The organism is Microbacterium pygmaeum (assembly GCF_900100885.1).
GTDB lineage: Bacteria > Actinomycetota > Actinomycetes > Actinomycetales > Microbacteriaceae > Microbacterium > Microbacterium pygmaeum.
In genome coordinates this window covers 1,831,800-1,849,269 of the sequence record NZ_LT629692.1, presented here as the reverse complement: position 1 = coordinate 1,849,269, position 17,470 = coordinate 1,831,800, and the positions used below count along the sequence as shown (strand labels likewise).

Genomic DNA, 17,470 nt, shown 5'->3' with positions numbered 1-17,470 from the left:
GGCGGGCGCCGTTCCCACCGACGTCATTCCGCCGCCCGAATCGACGGGAACAGCAGCGAGATCGGCGGCTGCACGGCCGTGATGACCGTGGAGTTGACCAGCGTCCCAGCGGCAAGCTCCTCGGGCGGGCCGTCCGCGGTCGTCCAGGCGTAGCCGGTCGGTGTGTCTCCCTCGGTGAGTGCGACTTCGATCTGGAACACCGGAACGCCCGAGACGACGATGTCCGTGATCTCCTCGTTGTTCAGCAGCGCCAGGACCCCGGCGCGAGTGACGGGATGGGTCCCCACGCGGCTCACCGTGCCCTTCAGCAGGCCGTACTCCTCCGAGGGAACGGTCGTCACCGAGATCTGCACCGGCATCCCGGGCTTGATCGGCTGGGCCCCGTCCACGGGCACGAACGCGTAGACGCGGAGGTCCTCATCGTCGGGCTGGATGCTGGCGACCGTCGCCCCGGCCGCGACGGGGTCACTCGGGTACGCCAGCAGCTCGACGATCGTGCCGCCGGCGGCCGCCTCGACGGCGACCGTTCCGTTCTCGGTCGACACGGTGGCCACCGGGTCGCCCTCCGCCACCTCGTCGCCCTGGCTCACGAACACCTCCGACACCGACCCGGCATCGGGCGCGACGCTGTTGACCGTGCCGTACTGGGTGGCCAGCACCCCCGCCGCCGGGAATGTCGTGGTCACCGTGCCCACGAAGCACCACACGATGAACGCCACCAGCACGAGGCCCACGGCGCCGAGGGCGATCCAGCCGGCCGGTCGCACCAGCCGCACTTCGGTATCGAGCTGCTCGGGACTGGACAGCTGCCCGACAGCACCGGCCCGGTACGTCGGCGTACTCACATTGACCCCCCAGGTGTGTGTGCGGTGTGCGCCATTATGCTCCCAGCATCAGTTCGCCGACCGTGGTCTCTTCGAGCGGGTCGAGCCCGGTCGCCGCCGCGAACGTCTCTGAGTCTCCGCCGCCCAGGGGGCAGCTGCCCAGTCCCATCGCGGCGGCAACGAGTTGCATCGTGGCGAAGAGCACTCCCACGTTCTTGAGCGTCGTCGCGTAGGCGATGCCCTCGTACTTCCACGACAACCGGCTGAAATCGGCGGCGAGGAGCACGAGCACGGGCGGGCGGTCCTCGGCGGCCGATGCGCCGCGAGCATCATCGAGCAGGCGGTCGATCGCCGGTCCCGGTGGCGCGACGAGGTCCAGCCCGTGCGCGACCGGGTCGTAGCGGTAGAGGCCGGCGGCGATGCCCTCGCAGTCCGCGATTCCGAGGTAGGTCGTCAGCTCGTACATGCCGCCGCCGCCTGGATACGGGCGATCGGTGCGTGCGTACGCGCGTGGATCGGTGCCGGCGGGAATCTGCGTGCGCACGCGCACGGTGCGGTAGAGGAACTCGCCGAGCTGCCGCGCATCCAGCCGACCGAACCGGCGTCGCGACGTGCGCGCCTCCATCACGGAGGCGAACGGCACGTCGGCGGCGATGAGCCTGTCCAGGTCGGGCCGTGCGAGGGCGATGGCGGGAGTGCCGACCGGATGCCGAAGCGCCGGCGGCGCCGCCCGTTCGGGCACGAATCGGAAGGTGCCGCCGCGATGCTCGCCCGCGCGCGCGGTCCGCGTCCGCGCGTGCAGCACGAGGTCGTGCGATTCCCACTGCGAGCGCACCCGGTCGCGGTCTTCTGCGGCAAACCCGTCGGCGTCGACGTCGACGAGGAACCCGCAGACGGCGAGCGCCGCCAGCAGTGTCCGCACCGCCGCTGGATCGGCCTCATCCTTGGCGATCTCCTCGAGCGTGCGGGTGCCGTCGGCGATGGCGATCAACGCGACCGCACACGCCGCCAGTTCGGCGCGCGTGGTCGCGAACGGCATTTCGAGCACGAGTGTCTTGCCACGACGGCGCAGGATCGCGAACCGCGACAGCCGCAGCGGGGCAGTGGGCGCCGGAAGCACCCGCGTCAGGTCGGGCGCGTCCGCGCGCAACGCGAGGACATCGGCGAGCATCGCACCGCCGGCATCCACCACGCGGTACACGAGCTGCCCGCGTCTGAGCGCGCGGCCGCTCCAGAGCATCCAGCGAGCCAGACCATCGACGCCTGCGGCAGCGGCGATGGCATCCAGCTCGTCGGCCCCGGCCGGCGACTGCCGCAGCCGTTCATAGACTCGTGCCTCCGGTGTGCAGGGCGTAGGCGCGACGCCTACGGCATCGACGTCGCGGATGGCGAGCAGCGCCGCCGGTGTCGAGGGGGTCACAGGAAGAACGGGATCGGGTTGAGGTCTGCGCGGGTGTTCGCCCGATCGAGCCAGCCGAGCTGCACGGGCAGGTCGTACAGTCGTCCCGGCCCGTAGCGAGACCAGAACGGCCGCAGCCCGGGCACCACGACCCGCACGACCGGCAGGCCGATGTCGGGCCGGGTCTGGTCGAGCACGTACATCGCCATGCCCGAGCGCTCCACCCGTTCGCGGCAGATCCGCACGTCTTCGGCCAGGTCTGCGCCGGTCTGGTCGGGATGCTCGTCTGCACACCACCGTGGCGCTGCAGGATCGGGCACGAGGTAGGGCTGGTTCTCGATCGTCGCTGTGCGCAACCAGGTCATGAGCTCTCGATCGGATGCGCGTTTGGTGGCATCCTCGAGGTCGGCATCCACCGGCGACATCTGATTGATCTCGCCCAGCGCTCGCAGGATCGCGATGCGCGGGTCGAGGTGCGCGCCGAATCCGAGCAGCGGCGCCTCGAATGCGCCGACGGTGCGCCGCGAGATCGCGGCGAACGTCGGAATGCCCAGGTCGGTGGTCAGATCGATCGCCCACACCTCGCGGCCCTTCGATGCGTACTCCTGCACCATCGCGTCGATCCATGGATCGTCGAAACTCGCGAGGTCGACCGCAGGCCGCTGCAGGCGGTTGTACCACCAGACCGCGACGGCATCCCGTTCGACCAGCTCGAAGAAGCCCTGCAGAATCGCCTCGGTGAGGGTGTTCCCGGCCGCGCAGCCGTTGGAGTCGGCGACGATGCCCATCCCGCGGTCCCCGGGCGTGCCGTAGTAGCAGTACGCCGTCGGCAGCAGGGCTTCGCGCTCGTGGGTCAGCGACCACACGGGCGTCCACTCGATGTCCGCATCCTCGTCGAACCGAGCCGGAACCGAGTTGAACCACGAGGTGCGCGTGCGCTGTCGCAGGGCGGCGTCATCGAGCTGCTCGTCGCTGAAGAGCATGGCGTCGTTCGGATGGATCGCCGCTGCGCCGAGGCTGCGCAGCGATCCCCGCACCGTGCGCTCCTCCCCGTGTCGCGATGACGAGTAGCGCTCGAGCGCTTCGGCCAGCGCACCCGTGCGCGCCTGCTCGCGGGTCGTGCCCTTTCCCGCCGTGACCGCGCGCAGCGACCGCTCGAGCGTCAGCAGATCCTTCGGCGCCAGACCGAGGTTCGAGCCGGAGTACCAGACGTGCACGCCCTCATAGGGGGTGGGCTGCTCTGCCAGCTCAACGACCGCGCCCGAAAGGCTGCTGACGTGATGACGGTACCGGCGGTAGGTCTCCTCGGCACTCACGGTCCGCAGTCCACCGTCGTTCCCGCCGCGGACATGCTCGGCGCGCGGCTCGACGCGCGCGCTCGCGGGCGGTGTCGGGTCGCCGCACTCCGGGCACTGCGGCCGCCGCACGACGACGTGCTGCGTCATCGACCAGTCTGCGACCCGCAGCTCGGTGATGTAGTCCGATCCTTCGGGGGCGCCTTCTTCTGCCGGAGGACGGACGCCGCGCAGCACCTTCGAGACCTCCATCGCGACCATGCGGCCGACCAGTTCGGCGGTCTGCTCGGTGGAGACGATCGGCATGGGCATCCAGTGCCCGTCCGCCGCATCGAGCACAGCATGGATGCGGCGGTGCATCCGGCGACGGTTCATCAGGCACTCCCAGCACGCGGACTCGCCGGGCCGGAACACCGGCCCGATCCACGGAGCGCTGCCGTCGGGTCGCACCAGGAGCCACGGAACCCCTTCGGCGAGCGCGTCGCGGTTGAGCTGTTCGAGAACGGGGTCCGTGTAGTCGGCTGCAAGCACGACGAGCAGATCGGGTGCGTCGGTGAGGTCGGGCAGTACCCGCGAGATCTGCACGGTCGCGGCATCCGCCCGCATCCCCCCTGCGGCAGCCTCGAGGACAGCATCGGGCACGTCCGCGGTTGCGAACATGGAGACGGTGTTGCGAGCACTGTCGGCCGGCGCATCGGTGCCGCTCACGGCCGACCAGAGAGCGCGTCGGGCGAGCGAGTCGGATGCCGCGGCCTCGACGATCACGCCGCGCCGGCGCAGCTGTTCGAGCGCGTAATAGGTGCGGGCCGCCGGGACGCGCGCGCCGATCGCGGCGACGACCTCATCCGAGGTGCGCGTGCCGTCGAGCTGCTCCGCGATCGCCTTGAACACGTCGCCTCGCAGCAGGACGGGTTCGTCTCCTCGCAGGACGACCAGTCCGTCGGCGTCGAGGGGCCGCAGCACCACCCGCGGGTCGACCATCCAGCGCGGGTCGGCCTCCGCGTCGGAATCGACTGTCATGGTGGTGGTCGACCCCGACGTGGAGCCGGGACGGGTGGTGGTGTCGGCGATGCTCATCGATCGCTCCCTTTCGCTCGTGGTCATGGAGATCCGCCGCGGGAGCGCCCGAGCTCCCGCGGCGGTCCTCCCCGGCTGTTCCCACAGCCGGCCGTCCCGCAGACGGCTGCCCCCCGGCCATCCGTCCCGCAGTCGGTTCTCTCCCGGCGGCTACAGCGAGAAGCCGCCCTCCCTCGTGCCGCACAGGTACGTGGTCATGCCGGCGGCGACCGAGTCGAGCTCGTCGTCCGACAGCTCGGTCGGACGCGCGGGCAGCACCACATGCACCACATCGTCGGTGTCTTCGACGATCGCGAACGACTTGCCCGCAGGTGCGGTGATGCCCTCGGCTGCGAGAGCGGCGGTCGGGTCGGCGAGGAGCTGCGCGCGGAAGGCGTCATCGCCCCAGGCCTTCGCGATCACCTTTGCGAACGTCGTGTTTTCGTCGGTCATTGCAATCCCTTTCGAAGTGCGGCGAGCATCTCTCTCCGCATGTCACAAGCCTCGCCGGGATGGACGACGGGCGACATGGGCCTAGGTCGGGTCGTGCGCAGAGCCAGGTCGTCTCGGGGAAAGAGCGGATCCGCGCGCTGATGTCGGCGCTGCCTGCCGGCGCGCTCGAGCATGGACTGCTCTGACAGCACAGCCCACGTCAAGGGGCAGACGGGATGCAGCCCGGCGACGAAGCTGGACCGATGAGTACACCCAGCGAGAACGCCGACTCCTCCGTCGACCCCGCCGACAGCATCCAGCCGCTCCGCGACAACGACACCTCGATCGAGCCGGACCCGACGCTCGACCCGGCCCAGGCCGAGTGGGACCGGACCACCGCGCTTGACGAAGGCGCCGACCCGGAAGACCTCGACCCGGTCACCAACACCGGGGCCGATCCCGCAGAGATCCCGGACGATGACGATGAGATCCCGGCGTTCGACCTTCCGGGCGCGACGGTCCTCCCGGAGACGCAAGGCGATGATCCGCTGGCGGCCGAGCTCGGCGAAGACGGCCAGGGGGATCTCGCGCCGGAAGACCTATGACAGCGCAGAGGTGCCTCCGCGGATCGCGAAGGCACCTCTGATCCGTCTCAGCTGCCGGAGCGGGCGGGCCGACGCCGTCGAATGAAGGCGGTAGCGGCGACGAGGACTGTGCCACCGAGGATCGTCGCGAGGGCAACCCAGAGCAGGGGCGCCGTGTCCTCCGGGCCGGTCGCGGGAAGCGTCGGCGTCACCGGGGTGACTGGGGTGACGGGCGTCAGCGGAACGGTGCCGAACTGGGCATCGGTGCCGTCGGTGCTGAGCTTCGCGACGACCTCCACGTCGGCGGCTGCCTCGAACGTTGTCGCTCCGTCGTAGTACTGCGTGGACACGACGTTGCCGTCGACGATCTTGTCGAACTGCACCACCCAGCTGCCCTGCGGCACCGCGAAGGCGTAACTCCCGTCGGGGTTCGTCGACCCCGACGCGATCATCACCTGCTTCGCCCGATTCCACACGCTGACCTGCGCATCCCCGAGCGGCACGATCCCGCCGGCTGAGGCATCCGTCACCGTGCCGGTGAGCTGCCCATTCGGCAGCAGCTGTCCGTTGATGCCCGACACCGTGGCTCCGGCCGTCACGTCAACGGGCGTCTCCGCTTCGGACGCCGACGCGTTGATGCCGTTGTAGAACTGCTCCTCGTAGCCGAACGGCGCCGCCTCGCTCGTGGCAAGGGAGGTGAAGGCCACCTCGGCTGTGCTGGGCAGACTGCCACCGCCGAAGTTCACGTAGTACGTCCCGTCGAGGACCGTCTGGCCCGCGCCGCTGTTGTCGCCACCCGTGCCGTCATCGGTCGCGGTCACCTGGATGCCGACGATCGGTTCGCCGGTGAGTGCGTCGGTGACGGTGCCCGAGATGCCGGCGGTGGTCGAACTCGGCGGCGGGTTGGTGGCTGCGACGGTTGCGACCAGGGGATCGGCTCCCGCCTGAACCTGTACGGGCACGGTCGCGTCCGGGTCGGTCGCGCCGTCCCAATACCCGGCGTAGCCGTTCGCCCAGATCCACATCACGTACGGGCCGCCGGCGGGATCGACCCCGGGGATGGTCGTGAGATCGACCCGGCCGTCGGCCAAGGTCACCGCGCGGTGCTCCACGCCGAATGCGCCGACACTGAGCGAGATACCCGCCCCGACGATAGGGTCGCCATTGCCGTCGAGCACCTGCACGCTGCCCGCGGTGACGGGCGGCGGTGCAGCAACAGCCGGAGCAACGCCGACCCCGACGACGGCGAGAGCGACTGCTCCGGCGATGGACATGGCGCGCACGACAGCGCGCAGCGGACGACGATTCACGAAGGGGCCTCCCGAGCGGTGGATACAGTGCCACCGAGAGTAGGAGGCACCGTTCTCGGGCGCACTGGACCTAGGTCGCTAGCCGATCGACAACGAGTCGTGTGCTCGGGCGTGTTACTGCTCGCATGCGAGTCCGTCACCATCCCGGTCGAGGTCGTAGACGTCGGAGCCGACGACGCGAGCCACGCCATCGAAATAGGCGGGTCCGTTGCCGCTCCCCCAGGCGCAGTCGACGTCGCTGGCGATCGGAACGCAGGCATCGGCGTAGTTCGAATCGCAGCCGGAGTCGGCGGGCGCCGGAAAAGGTGGAGCGTCGTAAACTCCGACGGACGTGACTTCAGTGACCGGGGCCACCGTCAAGACGTCCGACTTCAGTTCTCGGTTGGTTTCCACGCCATCGACTGTCGTGACTGTGTAAGTGAGAGTCCGTTGGCCTGGTTGACCACCCGCTGTGATTGCGGTCTGTCCGCGCGGAAGGTTGGCGTCTTCGACCGATACCTGTTCGAAAGCGACCGCCTCGGTCACGGTCTCCTCGCGGGTCGTCGTCACGGGAGTGGGAGTCGGTGTCGGCGTCTTGGTTGGCTTTGGTTTCGGAGTCTTCGTGGGCGTCGGCGATTCCTCAGCCGTAGCCGGGCTCACTCGGCTGCTATCCGCGAATCGAGCCGGCTCGGCCACCGTCGGAGCCTCGGCTTGTCCCGCGAGCGCTGCGGCAGATATCCCGCCCGTGATGAGGAGGAGAGCGGCGGCGCCGGCTGTGACTCCGATCGCAGCACGTCGAGATTTGAGCCGCAGCCAGGTTCGGGAGCCCCTGCTCAGCGACACGATCCCGGTGACGAGGATCACGAGTGCGATAGGTGCGACGAACGGCGACAGAATGAGCACCGGAACGAGCAGCAGCAACCCGATGACGATCCAAACCCACGTGGGCAGCCGGCGCCGGGAACGGGTCGTCTGAGCGGTCAGGGGCACCTCCCACACCTTCCCGCCCCAAAGATGAGACGACTCTGATGGTGCTCGCCTGCAATCTCCGTAGTCCCGCCAGCCGATGAACCCAGAGTGCCATCCGCGGCGACCCCCGCCCCTTTACCGAATCGACCAGGACGAGGATGGCGTCCATGACCGACGAGCAGAACGTGATCCGCATGTGGCGCGGTGTCATCCGCACCGCGGACACCGACGAGTACGTCGACTATGTCGAGCGGACCGGCATCGAGGAGTACCGCGCAACGCCCGGCAACCGCGACGCCTGGACGGTGACGCGCGACCTCGCTGATGGGTTGACCGAGATCGTCACCATCTCACGATGGGACAGTTTCGACAGCATTCATGGCTTCGCAGGAGACGACATCGAGAAGGCCGTCTACTACCCCGAAGACGACCGGTATCTGGTCGAGCGAGATGACAGGGTGCGACACTACGTGCAGAGGAGCTGAAGCGATTTCACCCTCTGTCAGGAGGGAAGGCGGATGCCGGCGGCTTCCAGCTCTAGCCGGGCAAGGCGCCTCACCACCGCTTCGTCACCTCGACGCCAGGCCCCCGCCGCGTCTGGGTCGATCTTTGCGATGGTTCCGATCTTCTGATGTGAGAGTGCTCGCAGTGCCAGGAGGTCGATACCGACCCCAGCGCGCACCATCGCCTTGGCGCGGCCCGCCCTCTGGATGAACCGACCGCGAGTCGCCAGCCAGACCGCAGCGATCATGAGTATCGGCAGCAACGCGACTCCGATGCCGACCGTCAGCGCGAGCTGATGGGTGAGCTCTTGCTGACTCGCCCCTGCCGTTTCGAGCGCGCCGCCAGCGTCACTGGCGCGGGTGAACGGGGTGCGGATGCTCGATCCGATGAGCGGTACGCCACCGAGGTTATCCCCCACCTCCGTCATCGTCTCGCGAAAGCCCGCCCCGGCCTTCTCCATCTGCGCACCGAATTGCGCGAGGTCGTCGATCAGTGCGTAGATCGCCGATCCCAACCACACCCAACCCACGACGAACGCAAGCGATAACAGGTCGAAAAGAAGCTGCCGCGTTCTGCGAGGAGCGAAGTCCGAATAGAGTTGCACGTCCTCAGAGTTGCACGCGGCGGAATCCACTGTCACCGATTGCTGGCGTTTGGTTTTGCCTGTAGGCGGGGGTTGTTCAAAAGCAGTGGCGGGTCGCCGGAAAAGGGCGTCACGCGCAGCTATGAGATCACGCATGTTGCTTAATGCCCCTGGAGGGACTCGAACACGATTTGAGCATTGTGCTCTCCGGCATTGATCAACAAATTCCGCGGAATCATGCGGCCGTTCGGGAGCTTGCCTACACCGAGCGACGTCCGAAAACAGCTACCTACGTAATCAGTACGGCCAAAAAGCGGCCAAGAATGAGCCGTTCTGCCGCACTCTGACAGGCATCGCGAGAAGACCGTCATCCAGCGGCATCAACCTTCAAATTCCCACATGTCAAATCTGAGCATACTGCTCGAGTATTCGAATCTAAGGCTCCGGACGGTGAGCAGATTGCTTAAGTCAGCACACGTGGATTTGCCGCGTATGCCATAGCGCGCTACATAGATTGCCATTGGAGACGCTGACACATCGCGAGATGCGCGACCGCAGTGGCGAGATCGTCCGCAGGGTAGAGCCGGCGAATCGGTGCTGGTCAGCAACAACGGCGACCTGGCCGCGCTCATTGTCCCGTGGGAGGCGATCCGCTTGATGGGCTGATCGCGCGAGGCGAGGCAAGGCCGGGCCGCACCCGCACTGACGCGCTGGCGGACATCGCACGGGCAGTTTCGCCGGTGAATTCCTGGGAGCTGCTCGATGACAGTCGGGGCCGCTGGTGACGGTGGCCTATCTGGAGACCTCGGCCGCGATGAAACTAGTAGTCGACGAGGCCGAGTCCGAAGCGCTCGTCGCCGCCCTACGGATTCCTCTCGACGCCTGGCGACGTCCTGGCTTCTGCACACCGAGTTGAGTTGTGTCGCGGGCCGACATCCGGCGATCGTCTCCGTCGAGGCGATCAGGGCGGTAATCGATGCGGTGAGTCTGGTCAACATAACGCGAGGGGATCTGCTCGCCGCCGGCACTCGCGCTCCGCCGCGTTCGAACGACGCGATACACCGTGCGACCGCATTGAGGATCGGCGCTGAGGAGATCGTCACCTACGATGACGAGCTGGCCCGAGCCGCCACGACGGCGGGAATCCGGGTGGTCGCCGCGGCGTGAGGGCTTTGAGGGCGCATCACGAAGTCCCTGCTCGCATGCCAGGATCCGCACGACCGAAGCGTGACGTAGCGTCGAGACTCGACGATCAGCGTCCGATCGACGGGCCGGATGACCCCGGGCCGACGACGGGTCCCGTGGCCTGCTCGCGAAGCTGCTGCTCCCGGGCCTGGAGGTAGACCTCGCGACCGGTCTCCTCGTCGACAAGACCGGCGACGCGGGCACGATTCATCATTCGCGTCGCGGTGCTGATGCTGACACCGAGCTCGTCCGAGACGAGCTTGAGCGGTGCGTCGTTGATCACCGACGCAAGTCGGTACAGCCTGACCGCCTCACGCAGATTGTCGTCGTCGGAACGGCCCTCATCCGCGCGCAGGCGCGTGATGTACTCGACGTACGACTCAGGATCTGCCCCATCGCGGTCGATGCGAACGACGCGAGTAGCGGCCCACTGCACGATCGCCTGCACACGGATGTCGCGGAGCAGGGTCGTAGTCACCTCGTCCCCCAGCCCGCTCCGGTCGACGCGCACCGACTCGGCCACCGTGCGCCGCAGTACCGGGTCGTACGCGATGCGCGCATGGACCGCGCCCGGAATGTCAGTGAGGCCGGTCACGATCGCACCCCACGAGCGTGGAATGTGGACGCCGTCGCCCGCGTCAACGATCTCCGCGTCGACATGTTCGATGGCGAGTGTGGGCATGCTGCGAGTGTGTCATTTCGTCCGACTCTGAGCAAGCGATGACATGAAGCATTCAAGGGTGTACAGTGCGTGAGCAAGTGATGTCATTAGTTGCCCACCGAAGGAGAATGTCATGAGCGCGTCATCCAATTCACTTGCACTCACAATGAAGGACGCCGCGAAACTTGTCGGCGTCGACTACCGCACGATCAAGCTCGGCATTGAGAACGGGACCATTCCCACGGTCCAGCTCGGCCCGCGCCGGATGATTCCCCGCGTCCCGCTCTTGCGCGCCTTCGGCGTCGACGTTTGAACGACCAGTCGGCCGCGAACCGGCGAGATCCGGCAGTTCACGCAGGACGCTCGAGCGCGCACCTGTGCGCCGGACACGTTCTTCACACCGATCGCTGGTCGTAGTGCAGAGCGCGGAGCTTTTGGCGAATCGCGAACCAGCACTGCAATGGTCGGGTCGATCGGCAGCGTCGGCGGTGCGGTCAACAACGCCGCCATGGAATCGTTCTTCCCACTCCTGCGAAGGAACGTCTTCACCGGCGCAGTTGGATCGCCCTCGAACAACTCTGATCGCGATCTCGACCTTGGATCCAGCGCACCTAACACCCACGCCGCCGGCAGGACCGCTTGGGACGTTTGACGCCCATCGAATTCGAGACCGTCATGATCTCGCCAGCCGCACTGGCTGCGTTGCTAGCCCCTATCCCTATACGTGCGGCAGTCCCATGCGCCGGGGTTCGATCCCGGCCTGACATACTCTCGACCTCCTGAAGGTCACCGTCGATAGCGGCCGTGTGCATCCCGCGGCGCCGAGGTTCAGCATGTAGTCGTCCCTGCTATGCCTCAATAGCCAACCGGATCTCCGCCCGTTCGGAAGTCCTGCTCAGATGAATAGATGTTATCCCTGGAAATGCTGTTCTTGTGCTGGCACTCGGTGCACTTCCACGTGTACTTGTTGTCGTTGAAACCGTCTTGATAGTTGAGGTGCGCGTTACAGCGGTCGCAGTACCAGTCGACGTCGGCGAATCGCGTCATGGGCGTGCTCCTCTGGCTCCACGCTCAGTCGTCATCGTTGTCGTCATCATCATCATCATCATCCTCCTCGTACCAGAAGCGCTGAGCGTCACCGATCTGGTCCATCACCGCTTCGAAGTCGCTAGTGGTGTTCACGATGTCGACCTCAGCTTGCTGGTGCAGCGCCTGCAACCCCTCCACTTTCGCGTGGTCGCCCGCTTCGTACGCGGCGTCAATCTCGCCTACGAGTCGCTCCTCACGGAAGGTCGCCTCATCGCGGGCATCGTCTGTCTGACGAGCCTCTTCCTGGAGGCGGTCCATGGCGGCTGTGGCTTGATCCGGGTACTTGTCTGCTCGCGTCATGCCTCACATCTTGCCAGTCTGGTTGGCCATGACGAATCCGCATCGAGACTTCCTATTCAGCGCCAGATGATCACGACGGTCCGCTTTTGCACAATCGACCACATCCTTCGGAATGCGGGATTTCGAGAAGTCAACCAATCTGCCCGGGCAGTCCATCTAATGCGGAATTGCAGGCGTGAGCACGTTCGATGAGATGTCCCGACGAGGCCAGAATAGTGAGGAGCCGCTGAAAGGAACCCGACGCACCTCCACCTGAGCGCAGACAGCGTCCATCTGAGAGAGAGTCACGCCGGGGCCCTTGGCGACAACTTCTTCGTCGGTCACGGCATCTCGGCGCGGGGGGCACCCCCTCGTGGCGGAACAGCATCGTCGAAGGTCAAACCAGCTCCTCGACCCGCGCCTCGTCCACACGGAGCGACTACGACTGTGAGGTCTCAAACCGGCTGACCGGGTGTTAGAAGCCTGCCTTGTTCGGGCGGGCGCGACGACCCATCTCAGACATCGACACGATTCGGTGTTTGGTTCGGTGCCTTTGCAAAGCGGCGAGAATCGTAATGGTAGACGAGGATTTCGTCTTCATCATCGAGGAACCCGAGGACGATATCGAGCGGTTCCCTAAAATAGGTCGAGCTCGGATCGACCTCAGCGTTGACTACGGGAGTCTCGAGAACTTCTACAACGACCGCAGGTTCGTCGTAAGCAGGATGTACGCGATTCTTCAGGCGCGGCTTCCAGACCACCAGGTCCCCCGGACGGAAGCTCTCACGAGCGGAAAGAGCATGAAACTGTTCGACTAGCGAAGCGGTGTACTCGTGCGTCCGCCGTTGGTCGAGCTTCGTCTGGGCACGCTCAGCGACCACCTCAGAAATTAGGCGGAACTGATCAGGGTTCTGCAACGCGAACTCGATCAGGCGCTCCGCCTGTGATGCGAGGTTCGACGCACTGGCCGCCTCGCGGTCTCTCTTAGGCAACTCTTACTCCCATTGCAGGCTCGTACTCGAAGTTGCTCGACAGTCTTCGACCGAACTGCTCTATCTCGAAGTTGGAAAGGTCCGATGCCGACGACGCCCGAATCTCGCGCTCAAAATTGCTACCAGCGTTGTATACAAGCGCAGGGCTGAGTTGAGTCTCCAACCGGGCGAACGTCTCGACGATGTGACCTCGGAGCTCCGCGTAACTAGCCTCAGACTGCGAATAGCGTTGGGTTTCGTGCGAAACGCGGACGTATGCCAACTCGACGACATCCCGAAGCCTGGCAGTAAAATCCGGAGTCGAAGTAGCGCTGGCGTCCAGTTCCGCCGCCGGGGCTGCGTGAGCCGCTGATGCGTTGCGCGACGCTCTCCGGCTGCGCGCAGCTCCTACGAAAGCGGATGCAAGAACTGCAATCGAGCCGCCAACGAGAGCCAGCGACGACCAGACGAGGATGTCAGCAATCATGAGTCAGTCTCCGATCTTGAACGGCGCGGTATGCCTCGCGTGCGAGCGCCATCACCAAATAACACCACAAAGAATGACAGCAGGAAGCAGGCGGCGGCTAGGGCCGCAGATACGAAAACAGTATCAGCCGTAGCCAAGGTGAGCTCCCCGGATCCGCGAAGGAGCTCCTGGAGTGCGAGCACTCCAATCGCCGCCGATGCGATCACGACGGTTGCCCACTTGATCAACACGGAAATCGGTCGCAGAACCGTGAACGCCTTGATCGGGCTGGAGGTGTGCGAAAGGTCGTCGAGGAAAGCCGCCGCTAGTGCAAGCGCGTACGCGAAGAGCGCGGCCGCGATAGGGAGCTCGACCTTGGCGTCGGCGACAGACCCGCGCACAAGGGCTGTGATTCCTAGTGGAAGCCAAACGGGCACGGTGGCGATTAGCACCCAATCACGGATGAATGGCACCAGCGCACCCCAGTTCACTTGCCAGAATCCCCCATATTCATGCTCGCGATTTGCTGCACGTGACAAATGTCTAGCACAAACCTGGTTGTCGCCTGAGGCGCCCGCGTCCGACGTGTCGCGACGCCGAGGAATGCTCGGTCGGCCGCGCGACGAGGTTTGGACAGTGAAAGAGACGCGCTGCGCGCCATTTTGCGACGCTCAAGCGGCTCGAGGGGCTGCTCGATGCGCCTCCTACTGATCCGCTTTCGTGGACGATGGAGCGCCCTAACTGCTGAGCGGATGGTCCTCGAAGCAATTGCCAGCGGAAAGGGACGTCAATCTCCCCCCGACCTTTCATCGTCAAAGTCATGCCGAGACCATACGGGCGAGCAAGCCAGAAGACGCACGCGTGCAGTGCCTTAGGGCGACAGCCCTCCGAGCGATGGCGACGAACTCGATGCGGTCCGATGCGCGGAGGGTTGGAGCTCCCGCTCTCGCGCCGCCCACCGCAGCTCGACAATCGCGGCGCGCATCGCATCCTGGATCGTGAGCTCAGTCGTCCCGCGCATCATCGTCGCGCCAACTTGCGCAATCGCCTCCTCGTCGGTCCGCGCAACCGTGATCGCGACGTTCTGGTCGCGACCTCGCGTCAGTCCGACATACAATCCAGCCGCCTCGACATCCGGTCCCACCACCGCAGCATCCATCGTCTCGCCTTGGATGCCGTGCACTGTTGTCGCGTACGCCAGTTGAAGGTGCTCAATCGCGTACCCGCGACTAACGCCATTCAGCTCGCCGCTAATGCTTGCCGACTCGAGCGTGATGACGTCATCCCGGATCCCGCGCACCACCCATTGCGCGCGATTCTCGACTCCCGTTCGCGCGTCGTTGCGACGCGTCTGCACGGTGTCGCCGACGAGGATGCGCTGCTCCCCCATTCCGAGCGCAAGCACGGTGGCATCGAGCTCGCCCTGGTCGACACGGCGCTGCTGGATCGCGTCGTTGATCGAATCCGCCTCGCTGTTCGTGCCGGAGACCAGCGCGACGCGCTTTCCGCGCGCGTGCCACTCGAAGTAGGCAGCAACCATCGCGTCACGCGCTTCATCCGCACTCCGCACCCGATGCACGTAGCCGCGCTTGTGCAACTCCCCCGCAATAGTGAGCGCGTCATCGCGGTCACGCGGATTGCGCAGACGAAGCGTGAGCGCGGCGTACTCGGGATCGCTGAACCGGTGCACGGTACCGAGCTCGACGGATGCCGTCGCCAAGCGCACTGCGGATGCCATCGCTCCCGCGTGCCCGACCGGAAGCGCCTGGTACGGATCGCCCACCATCGCGACGCTCACCTGATGCTGGAGCGCGAGATCGGCGAGTGCATCCGCGGTCTGCAGATCGACCATGCCGGCCTCGTCCACCACGATCCGATCGCCGGGTCGCAGCTCAAACCGCGAAGGCCCCGTATAGACGACCCCACTATCCGGGTCCGCCTCGCCGAACAACAGCCGCGTCCACACCTGCGCGCCGGCCGCATCGGTGTTCCAGCGGTAGCCGTGGTCAGCGAGCAGAGCATGCAGGCTCGACGCCTCGGCACCCACCTCACGTGACGCGACGGACGCCGCCTTGCGCGTCGGTGCGACCACCAGCATCCGTCGGTATTGTCCTCGCAGCGCCTCGTGCGCGACGCGCAGCATCGTGGTCTTGCCCGCCCCGGCCGGACCGGTGATGGCGACGAGGCCGCCCGTCCCGGCAATGACGCAGGCGGCGGCGAGCTGTGAGGGATCCAGCTGCTCGACGTCTCCGGAAGCGGCGGCCTGACGCAACTCCTGCGGCAGAAGCGAGCGGCCCGGGGTTGCCAGAGCGTCAAAGCGGCTGACGAGGCGCATCTTCAGGCGCACCGTCTCGGTTGCCATGAACGCTTTGACGTGACCTGGGATGTCGGCGTCCTTCGTGAGCCGTACGGACTTACGGTGTGCTCGCTGTGCGATCGCGTCGATTGTCGAGGTCAGTTCGTCCCTGGGCGCGACGACGCCGCTCCCCGCGAGAGCGCGGGTGGCGCCGGCGCGGAGGTCGAACGCGCTGAATCTTCCGCCGGAGCGGGTTGACCGCTCGTCTGCATCAACGACCGCGGCGTCGGCAAGCAGGTCGAGGTCCAGTTCGTCGAGCGGAGTCGAGACGAGAAGAATTGGCGCACGGTCGAGCGCGGCGCGAGGGTCGATACTCGCAAGCTCGTCGCGGACGGTCGCCTCCCACGATTGCTCGTCGAGGTCGGCGGGCTTGTTGGGTCGCGACATCGCCCATGCGCGGCGGTCGATTTGCGTCAAGACGCGGATGCTGGGGCTCGCGCCTTCGTGCTCGGCACTCCACTCCGCGATGAGCTTGGCTCGGTTCGCCTCGATCTGCGCCGACCGACGTGAGAACGGTCGGACTACGCCCGCCAGCTCAGCGACCTCGCCGTCACCGTCGAGGGTGAATCCGTGCCGAGCGAGCGCCGCAAGCCACTGCGGGTCGGTGCGCGCGGCGAGCTCGCCTTCGGCGTTGATCAGCGTGTGGAGCTTCATCGCGACCCGCGAGTCGACGTTGGACCACTTGCCGTCCGTGCCGAGCACCTTCACGTTCAACCAGAAGTGGCGGTGGTTGTGCGGATCGAGCGCGCGCGAGCGACGGTGGTTGAGCTCGACGACCTCGATGCGGGTGATGTCTTCCCGGATGAGTCCGCCGTGACCGCGACGTGCGTTGAGCTCGTTTAGCCAGGTGGTCAGGATCCGGTCACGTAGGCGGTCCTGCAGCGACTCGAACTCGGTCGCTAGATCCGGATGGAGCAGCGCAGCGATGCTGTACGACTTGGGGTGGTTGAGCGTTGCATCGAGTAGGAGGTCGGCGTCTGCACTGAGCCGTTGGGATCCGCGCTCCTCCCCTGTGACCGGGTCGTGTCCGGTGAGCCACACCCGGAGTGCACTCGCCGATAGCTCGTCTGCGTGGATGGCGCCATTCGTAACCACGAATCGGGTGACGCTCGCGTCGGCGACATTGCTGTACAACTCGAGTGCATCGGACCCGGTCGAAAGGTGGAGGTGTGCGTCGCAGGTCCCCTTGACCGCGTAGTCGATTGCTCGCCCGACTCCACCGGATCCGGCGCCTCTCTTCCATCGCTGCAGGCCTCCGCGCATAGCGCCAGAGTATGACCACTTTTAGCGTCTGGCCAGGCTTTTTTGCGGTTTGCGGGAACGTGTAGCGGGATGCTTCTGGATGAAGCGCGGATCAGGCTGTCACCGATTGGCGCCTGCGTGCATTGTTGTATGGAATCGCTGTTCTGCTGTCCTCCGTTTCGGAGCACTGTCCGCTCACCGCTGCTCTGCTGGACGACGCTTCGCGTTGGCTACTCGCAACGTGGGCCTTTCCTGGGCGCGCCCTCCGCCGCCCGCGACGCTTCGC

17 protein-coding genes are annotated in these 17,470 nt (G+C 66.1%); 4 read left to right on the top strand and 13 right to left on the bottom strand.

Annotated features, from left to right (window positions below):
• Positions 1-23: 23 nt before the first annotated feature.
• The 4 genes from BLT19_RS08680 to BLT19_RS08665 all read right to left on the bottom strand — a co-directional run bounded on the left by BLT19_RS08680 (position 24) and on the right by BLT19_RS08665 (position 5,027).
• The gene (locus tag BLT19_RS08680; protein ID WP_091488811.1) at positions 24-845 is read right to left on the bottom strand and encodes an HlyD family efflux transporter periplasmic adaptor subunit; all 822 of its coding nucleotides are present in this window, start codon (positions 843-845) and stop codon (positions 24-26) included.
• A 34-nt stretch (positions 846-879) separates the two neighbouring features.
• Positions 880-2,244, bottom strand: coding sequence for a SagB family peptide dehydrogenase (locus BLT19_RS08675; RefSeq protein WP_091488808.1), 1,365 nt, complete (start codon positions 2,242-2,244; stop codon positions 880-882).
• Positions 2,241-4,595, bottom strand: coding sequence for a TOMM precursor leader peptide-binding protein (locus BLT19_RS08670; protein ID WP_157681829.1), 2,355 nt, complete (start codon positions 4,593-4,595; stop codon positions 2,241-2,243). Before BLT19_RS08670 ends, BLT19_RS08675 begins: the two co-directional genes overlap by 4 nt.
• Before the next feature lie 150 nt (positions 4,596-4,745).
• Positions 4,746-5,027, bottom strand: coding sequence for an NHLP leader peptide family RiPP precursor (locus BLT19_RS08665; protein WP_091488803.1), 282 nt, complete (start codon positions 5,025-5,027; stop codon positions 4,746-4,748).
• A 242-nt stretch (positions 5,028-5,269) separates the two neighbouring features.
• Between BLT19_RS08665 and BLT19_RS08660 the strand changes: the two genes are divergently transcribed.
• On the top strand, positions 5,270-5,611 hold the full coding sequence (locus tag BLT19_RS08660; RefSeq protein WP_091488801.1) for a sugar ABC transporter ATPase: 342 nt from the start codon (positions 5,270-5,272) through the stop codon (positions 5,609-5,611).
• 47 nt (positions 5,612-5,658) lie between these two features.
• Here BLT19_RS08660 and BLT19_RS08655 read toward each other — a convergent pair whose 3' ends face one another.
• Positions 5,659-6,900 carry a hypothetical protein gene (locus tag BLT19_RS08655; RefSeq protein WP_091488799.1) on the bottom strand — a complete coding sequence of 414 codons (1,242 nt, stop codon included), beginning with the start codon at positions 6,898-6,900 and terminating at the stop codon, positions 5,659-5,661.
• Positions 6,901-7,014: 114 nt separating this feature from the next.
• A complete protein-coding gene (locus BLT19_RS17975; RefSeq protein WP_231917569.1) occupies positions 7,015-7,869 on the bottom strand; it encodes a G5 domain-containing protein in 855 nt (284 codons plus the stop codon).
• A 146-nt stretch (positions 7,870-8,015) separates the two neighbouring features.
• Between BLT19_RS17975 and BLT19_RS08645 the strand changes: the two genes are divergently transcribed.
• Positions 8,016-8,333 carry a hypothetical protein gene (locus tag BLT19_RS08645; protein ID WP_172825610.1) on the top strand — a complete coding sequence of 106 codons (318 nt, stop codon included), beginning with the start codon at positions 8,016-8,018 and terminating at the stop codon, positions 8,331-8,333.
• Positions 8,334-8,350: 17 nt separating this feature from the next.
• Here BLT19_RS08645 and BLT19_RS08640 read toward each other — a convergent pair whose 3' ends face one another.
• Positions 8,351-8,956, bottom strand: a complete 606-nt coding sequence (locus BLT19_RS08640) for a hypothetical protein (RefSeq protein ID WP_091488797.1) — start codon at positions 8,954-8,956, stop codon at positions 8,351-8,353.
• A 741-nt stretch (positions 8,957-9,697) separates the two neighbouring features.
• Between BLT19_RS08640 and BLT19_RS08635 the strand changes: the two genes are divergently transcribed.
• A complete protein-coding gene (locus BLT19_RS08635; protein WP_197672943.1) occupies positions 9,698-10,102 on the top strand; it encodes a type II toxin-antitoxin system VapC family toxin in 405 nt (134 codons plus the stop codon).
• Positions 10,103-10,187: 85 nt separating this feature from the next.
• On the opposite strand, the gene BLT19_RS08630 is transcribed toward BLT19_RS08635, so the two are convergent.
• Positions 10,188-10,802, bottom strand: a complete 615-nt coding sequence (locus BLT19_RS08630; protein WP_091488795.1) for a helix-turn-helix domain-containing protein — start codon at positions 10,800-10,802, stop codon at positions 10,188-10,190.
• Between the two features lie 112 nt (positions 10,803-10,914).
• Here BLT19_RS08630 and BLT19_RS08625 point away from each other — a divergent pair, with 112 nt between their 5' ends.
• A complete protein-coding gene (locus BLT19_RS08625; protein ID WP_231917567.1) occupies positions 10,915-11,094 on the top strand; it encodes a MerR family transcriptional regulator in 180 nt (59 codons plus the stop codon).
• 542 nt (positions 11,095-11,636) lie between these two features.
• Here the strand turns inward: BLT19_RS08625 and BLT19_RS08615 are convergent.
• The 5 genes from BLT19_RS08615 to BLT19_RS08595 all read right to left on the bottom strand — a co-directional run bounded on the left by BLT19_RS08615 (position 11,637) and on the right by BLT19_RS08595 (position 17,037).
• Positions 11,637-11,828, bottom strand: coding sequence for a Sec23/Sec24 zinc finger-containing protein (locus BLT19_RS08615; protein ID WP_091488789.1), 192 nt, complete (start codon positions 11,826-11,828; stop codon positions 11,637-11,639).
• 24 nt (positions 11,829-11,852) lie between these two features.
• Positions 11,853-12,170 (bottom strand): hypothetical protein, encoded by a 318-nt coding sequence (locus BLT19_RS08610; protein WP_157681828.1) that lies wholly within the window; start codon positions 12,168-12,170, stop codon positions 11,853-11,855.
• Positions 12,171-12,664: 494 nt separating this feature from the next.
• Complete coding sequence (locus BLT19_RS17630; RefSeq protein WP_157681827.1) at positions 12,665-13,141, bottom strand: hypothetical protein; 477 nt, start codon at positions 13,139-13,141, stop codon at positions 12,665-12,667.
• A 462-nt stretch (positions 13,142-13,603) separates the two neighbouring features.
• Entirely contained in the window at positions 13,604-14,059 is a 456-nt protein-coding gene (locus BLT19_RS08600) for a hypothetical protein (RefSeq protein WP_157681826.1), read from the bottom strand.
• A gap of 398 nt (positions 14,060-14,457) precedes the next feature.
• Positions 14,458-17,037 carry an AAA family ATPase gene (locus BLT19_RS08595; RefSeq protein ID WP_231917860.1) on the bottom strand — a complete coding sequence of 860 codons (2,580 nt, stop codon included), beginning with the start codon at positions 17,035-17,037 and terminating at the stop codon, positions 14,458-14,460.
• Positions 17,038-17,470: the final 433 nt, after the last annotated feature.

Bases quoted from the DNA above. Each gene is read 5' to 3' on its own strand.
- BLT19_RS08630 (WP_091488795.1), bottom strand. From the start codon at position 10,802: ATGCCCACACTCGCCATCGAACATGTCGACGCGGAGATCGTTGACGCG.
- BLT19_RS08645 (WP_172825610.1), top strand. From the start codon at position 8,016: ATGACCGACGAGCAGAACGTGATCCGCATGTGGCGCGGTGTCATCCGC.
- BLT19_RS08610 (WP_157681828.1), bottom strand. From the start codon at position 12,170: ATGACGCGAGCAGACAAGTACCCGGATCAAGCCACAGCCGCCATGGAC.
- BLT19_RS08635 (WP_197672943.1), top strand. From the start codon at position 9,698: ATGACAGTCGGGGCCGCTGGTGACGGTGGCCTATCTGGAGACCTCGGC.
- BLT19_RS08660 (WP_091488801.1), top strand. From the start codon at position 5,270: ATGAGTACACCCAGCGAGAACGCCGACTCCTCCGTCGACCCCGCCGAC.
- BLT19_RS08665 (WP_091488803.1), bottom strand. From the start codon at position 5,027: ATGACCGACGAAAACACGACGTTCGCAAAGGTGATCGCGAAGGCCTGG.
- BLT19_RS08625 (WP_231917567.1), top strand. From the start codon at position 10,915: ATGAGCGCGTCATCCAATTCACTTGCACTCACAATGAAGGACGCCGCG.
- BLT19_RS08670 (WP_157681829.1), bottom strand. From the start codon at position 4,595: ATGAGCATCGCCGACACCACCACCCGTCCCGGCTCCACGTCGGGGTCG.
- BLT19_RS08615 (WP_091488789.1), bottom strand. From the start codon at position 11,828: ATGACGCGATTCGCCGACGTCGACTGGTACTGCGACCGCTGTAACGCG.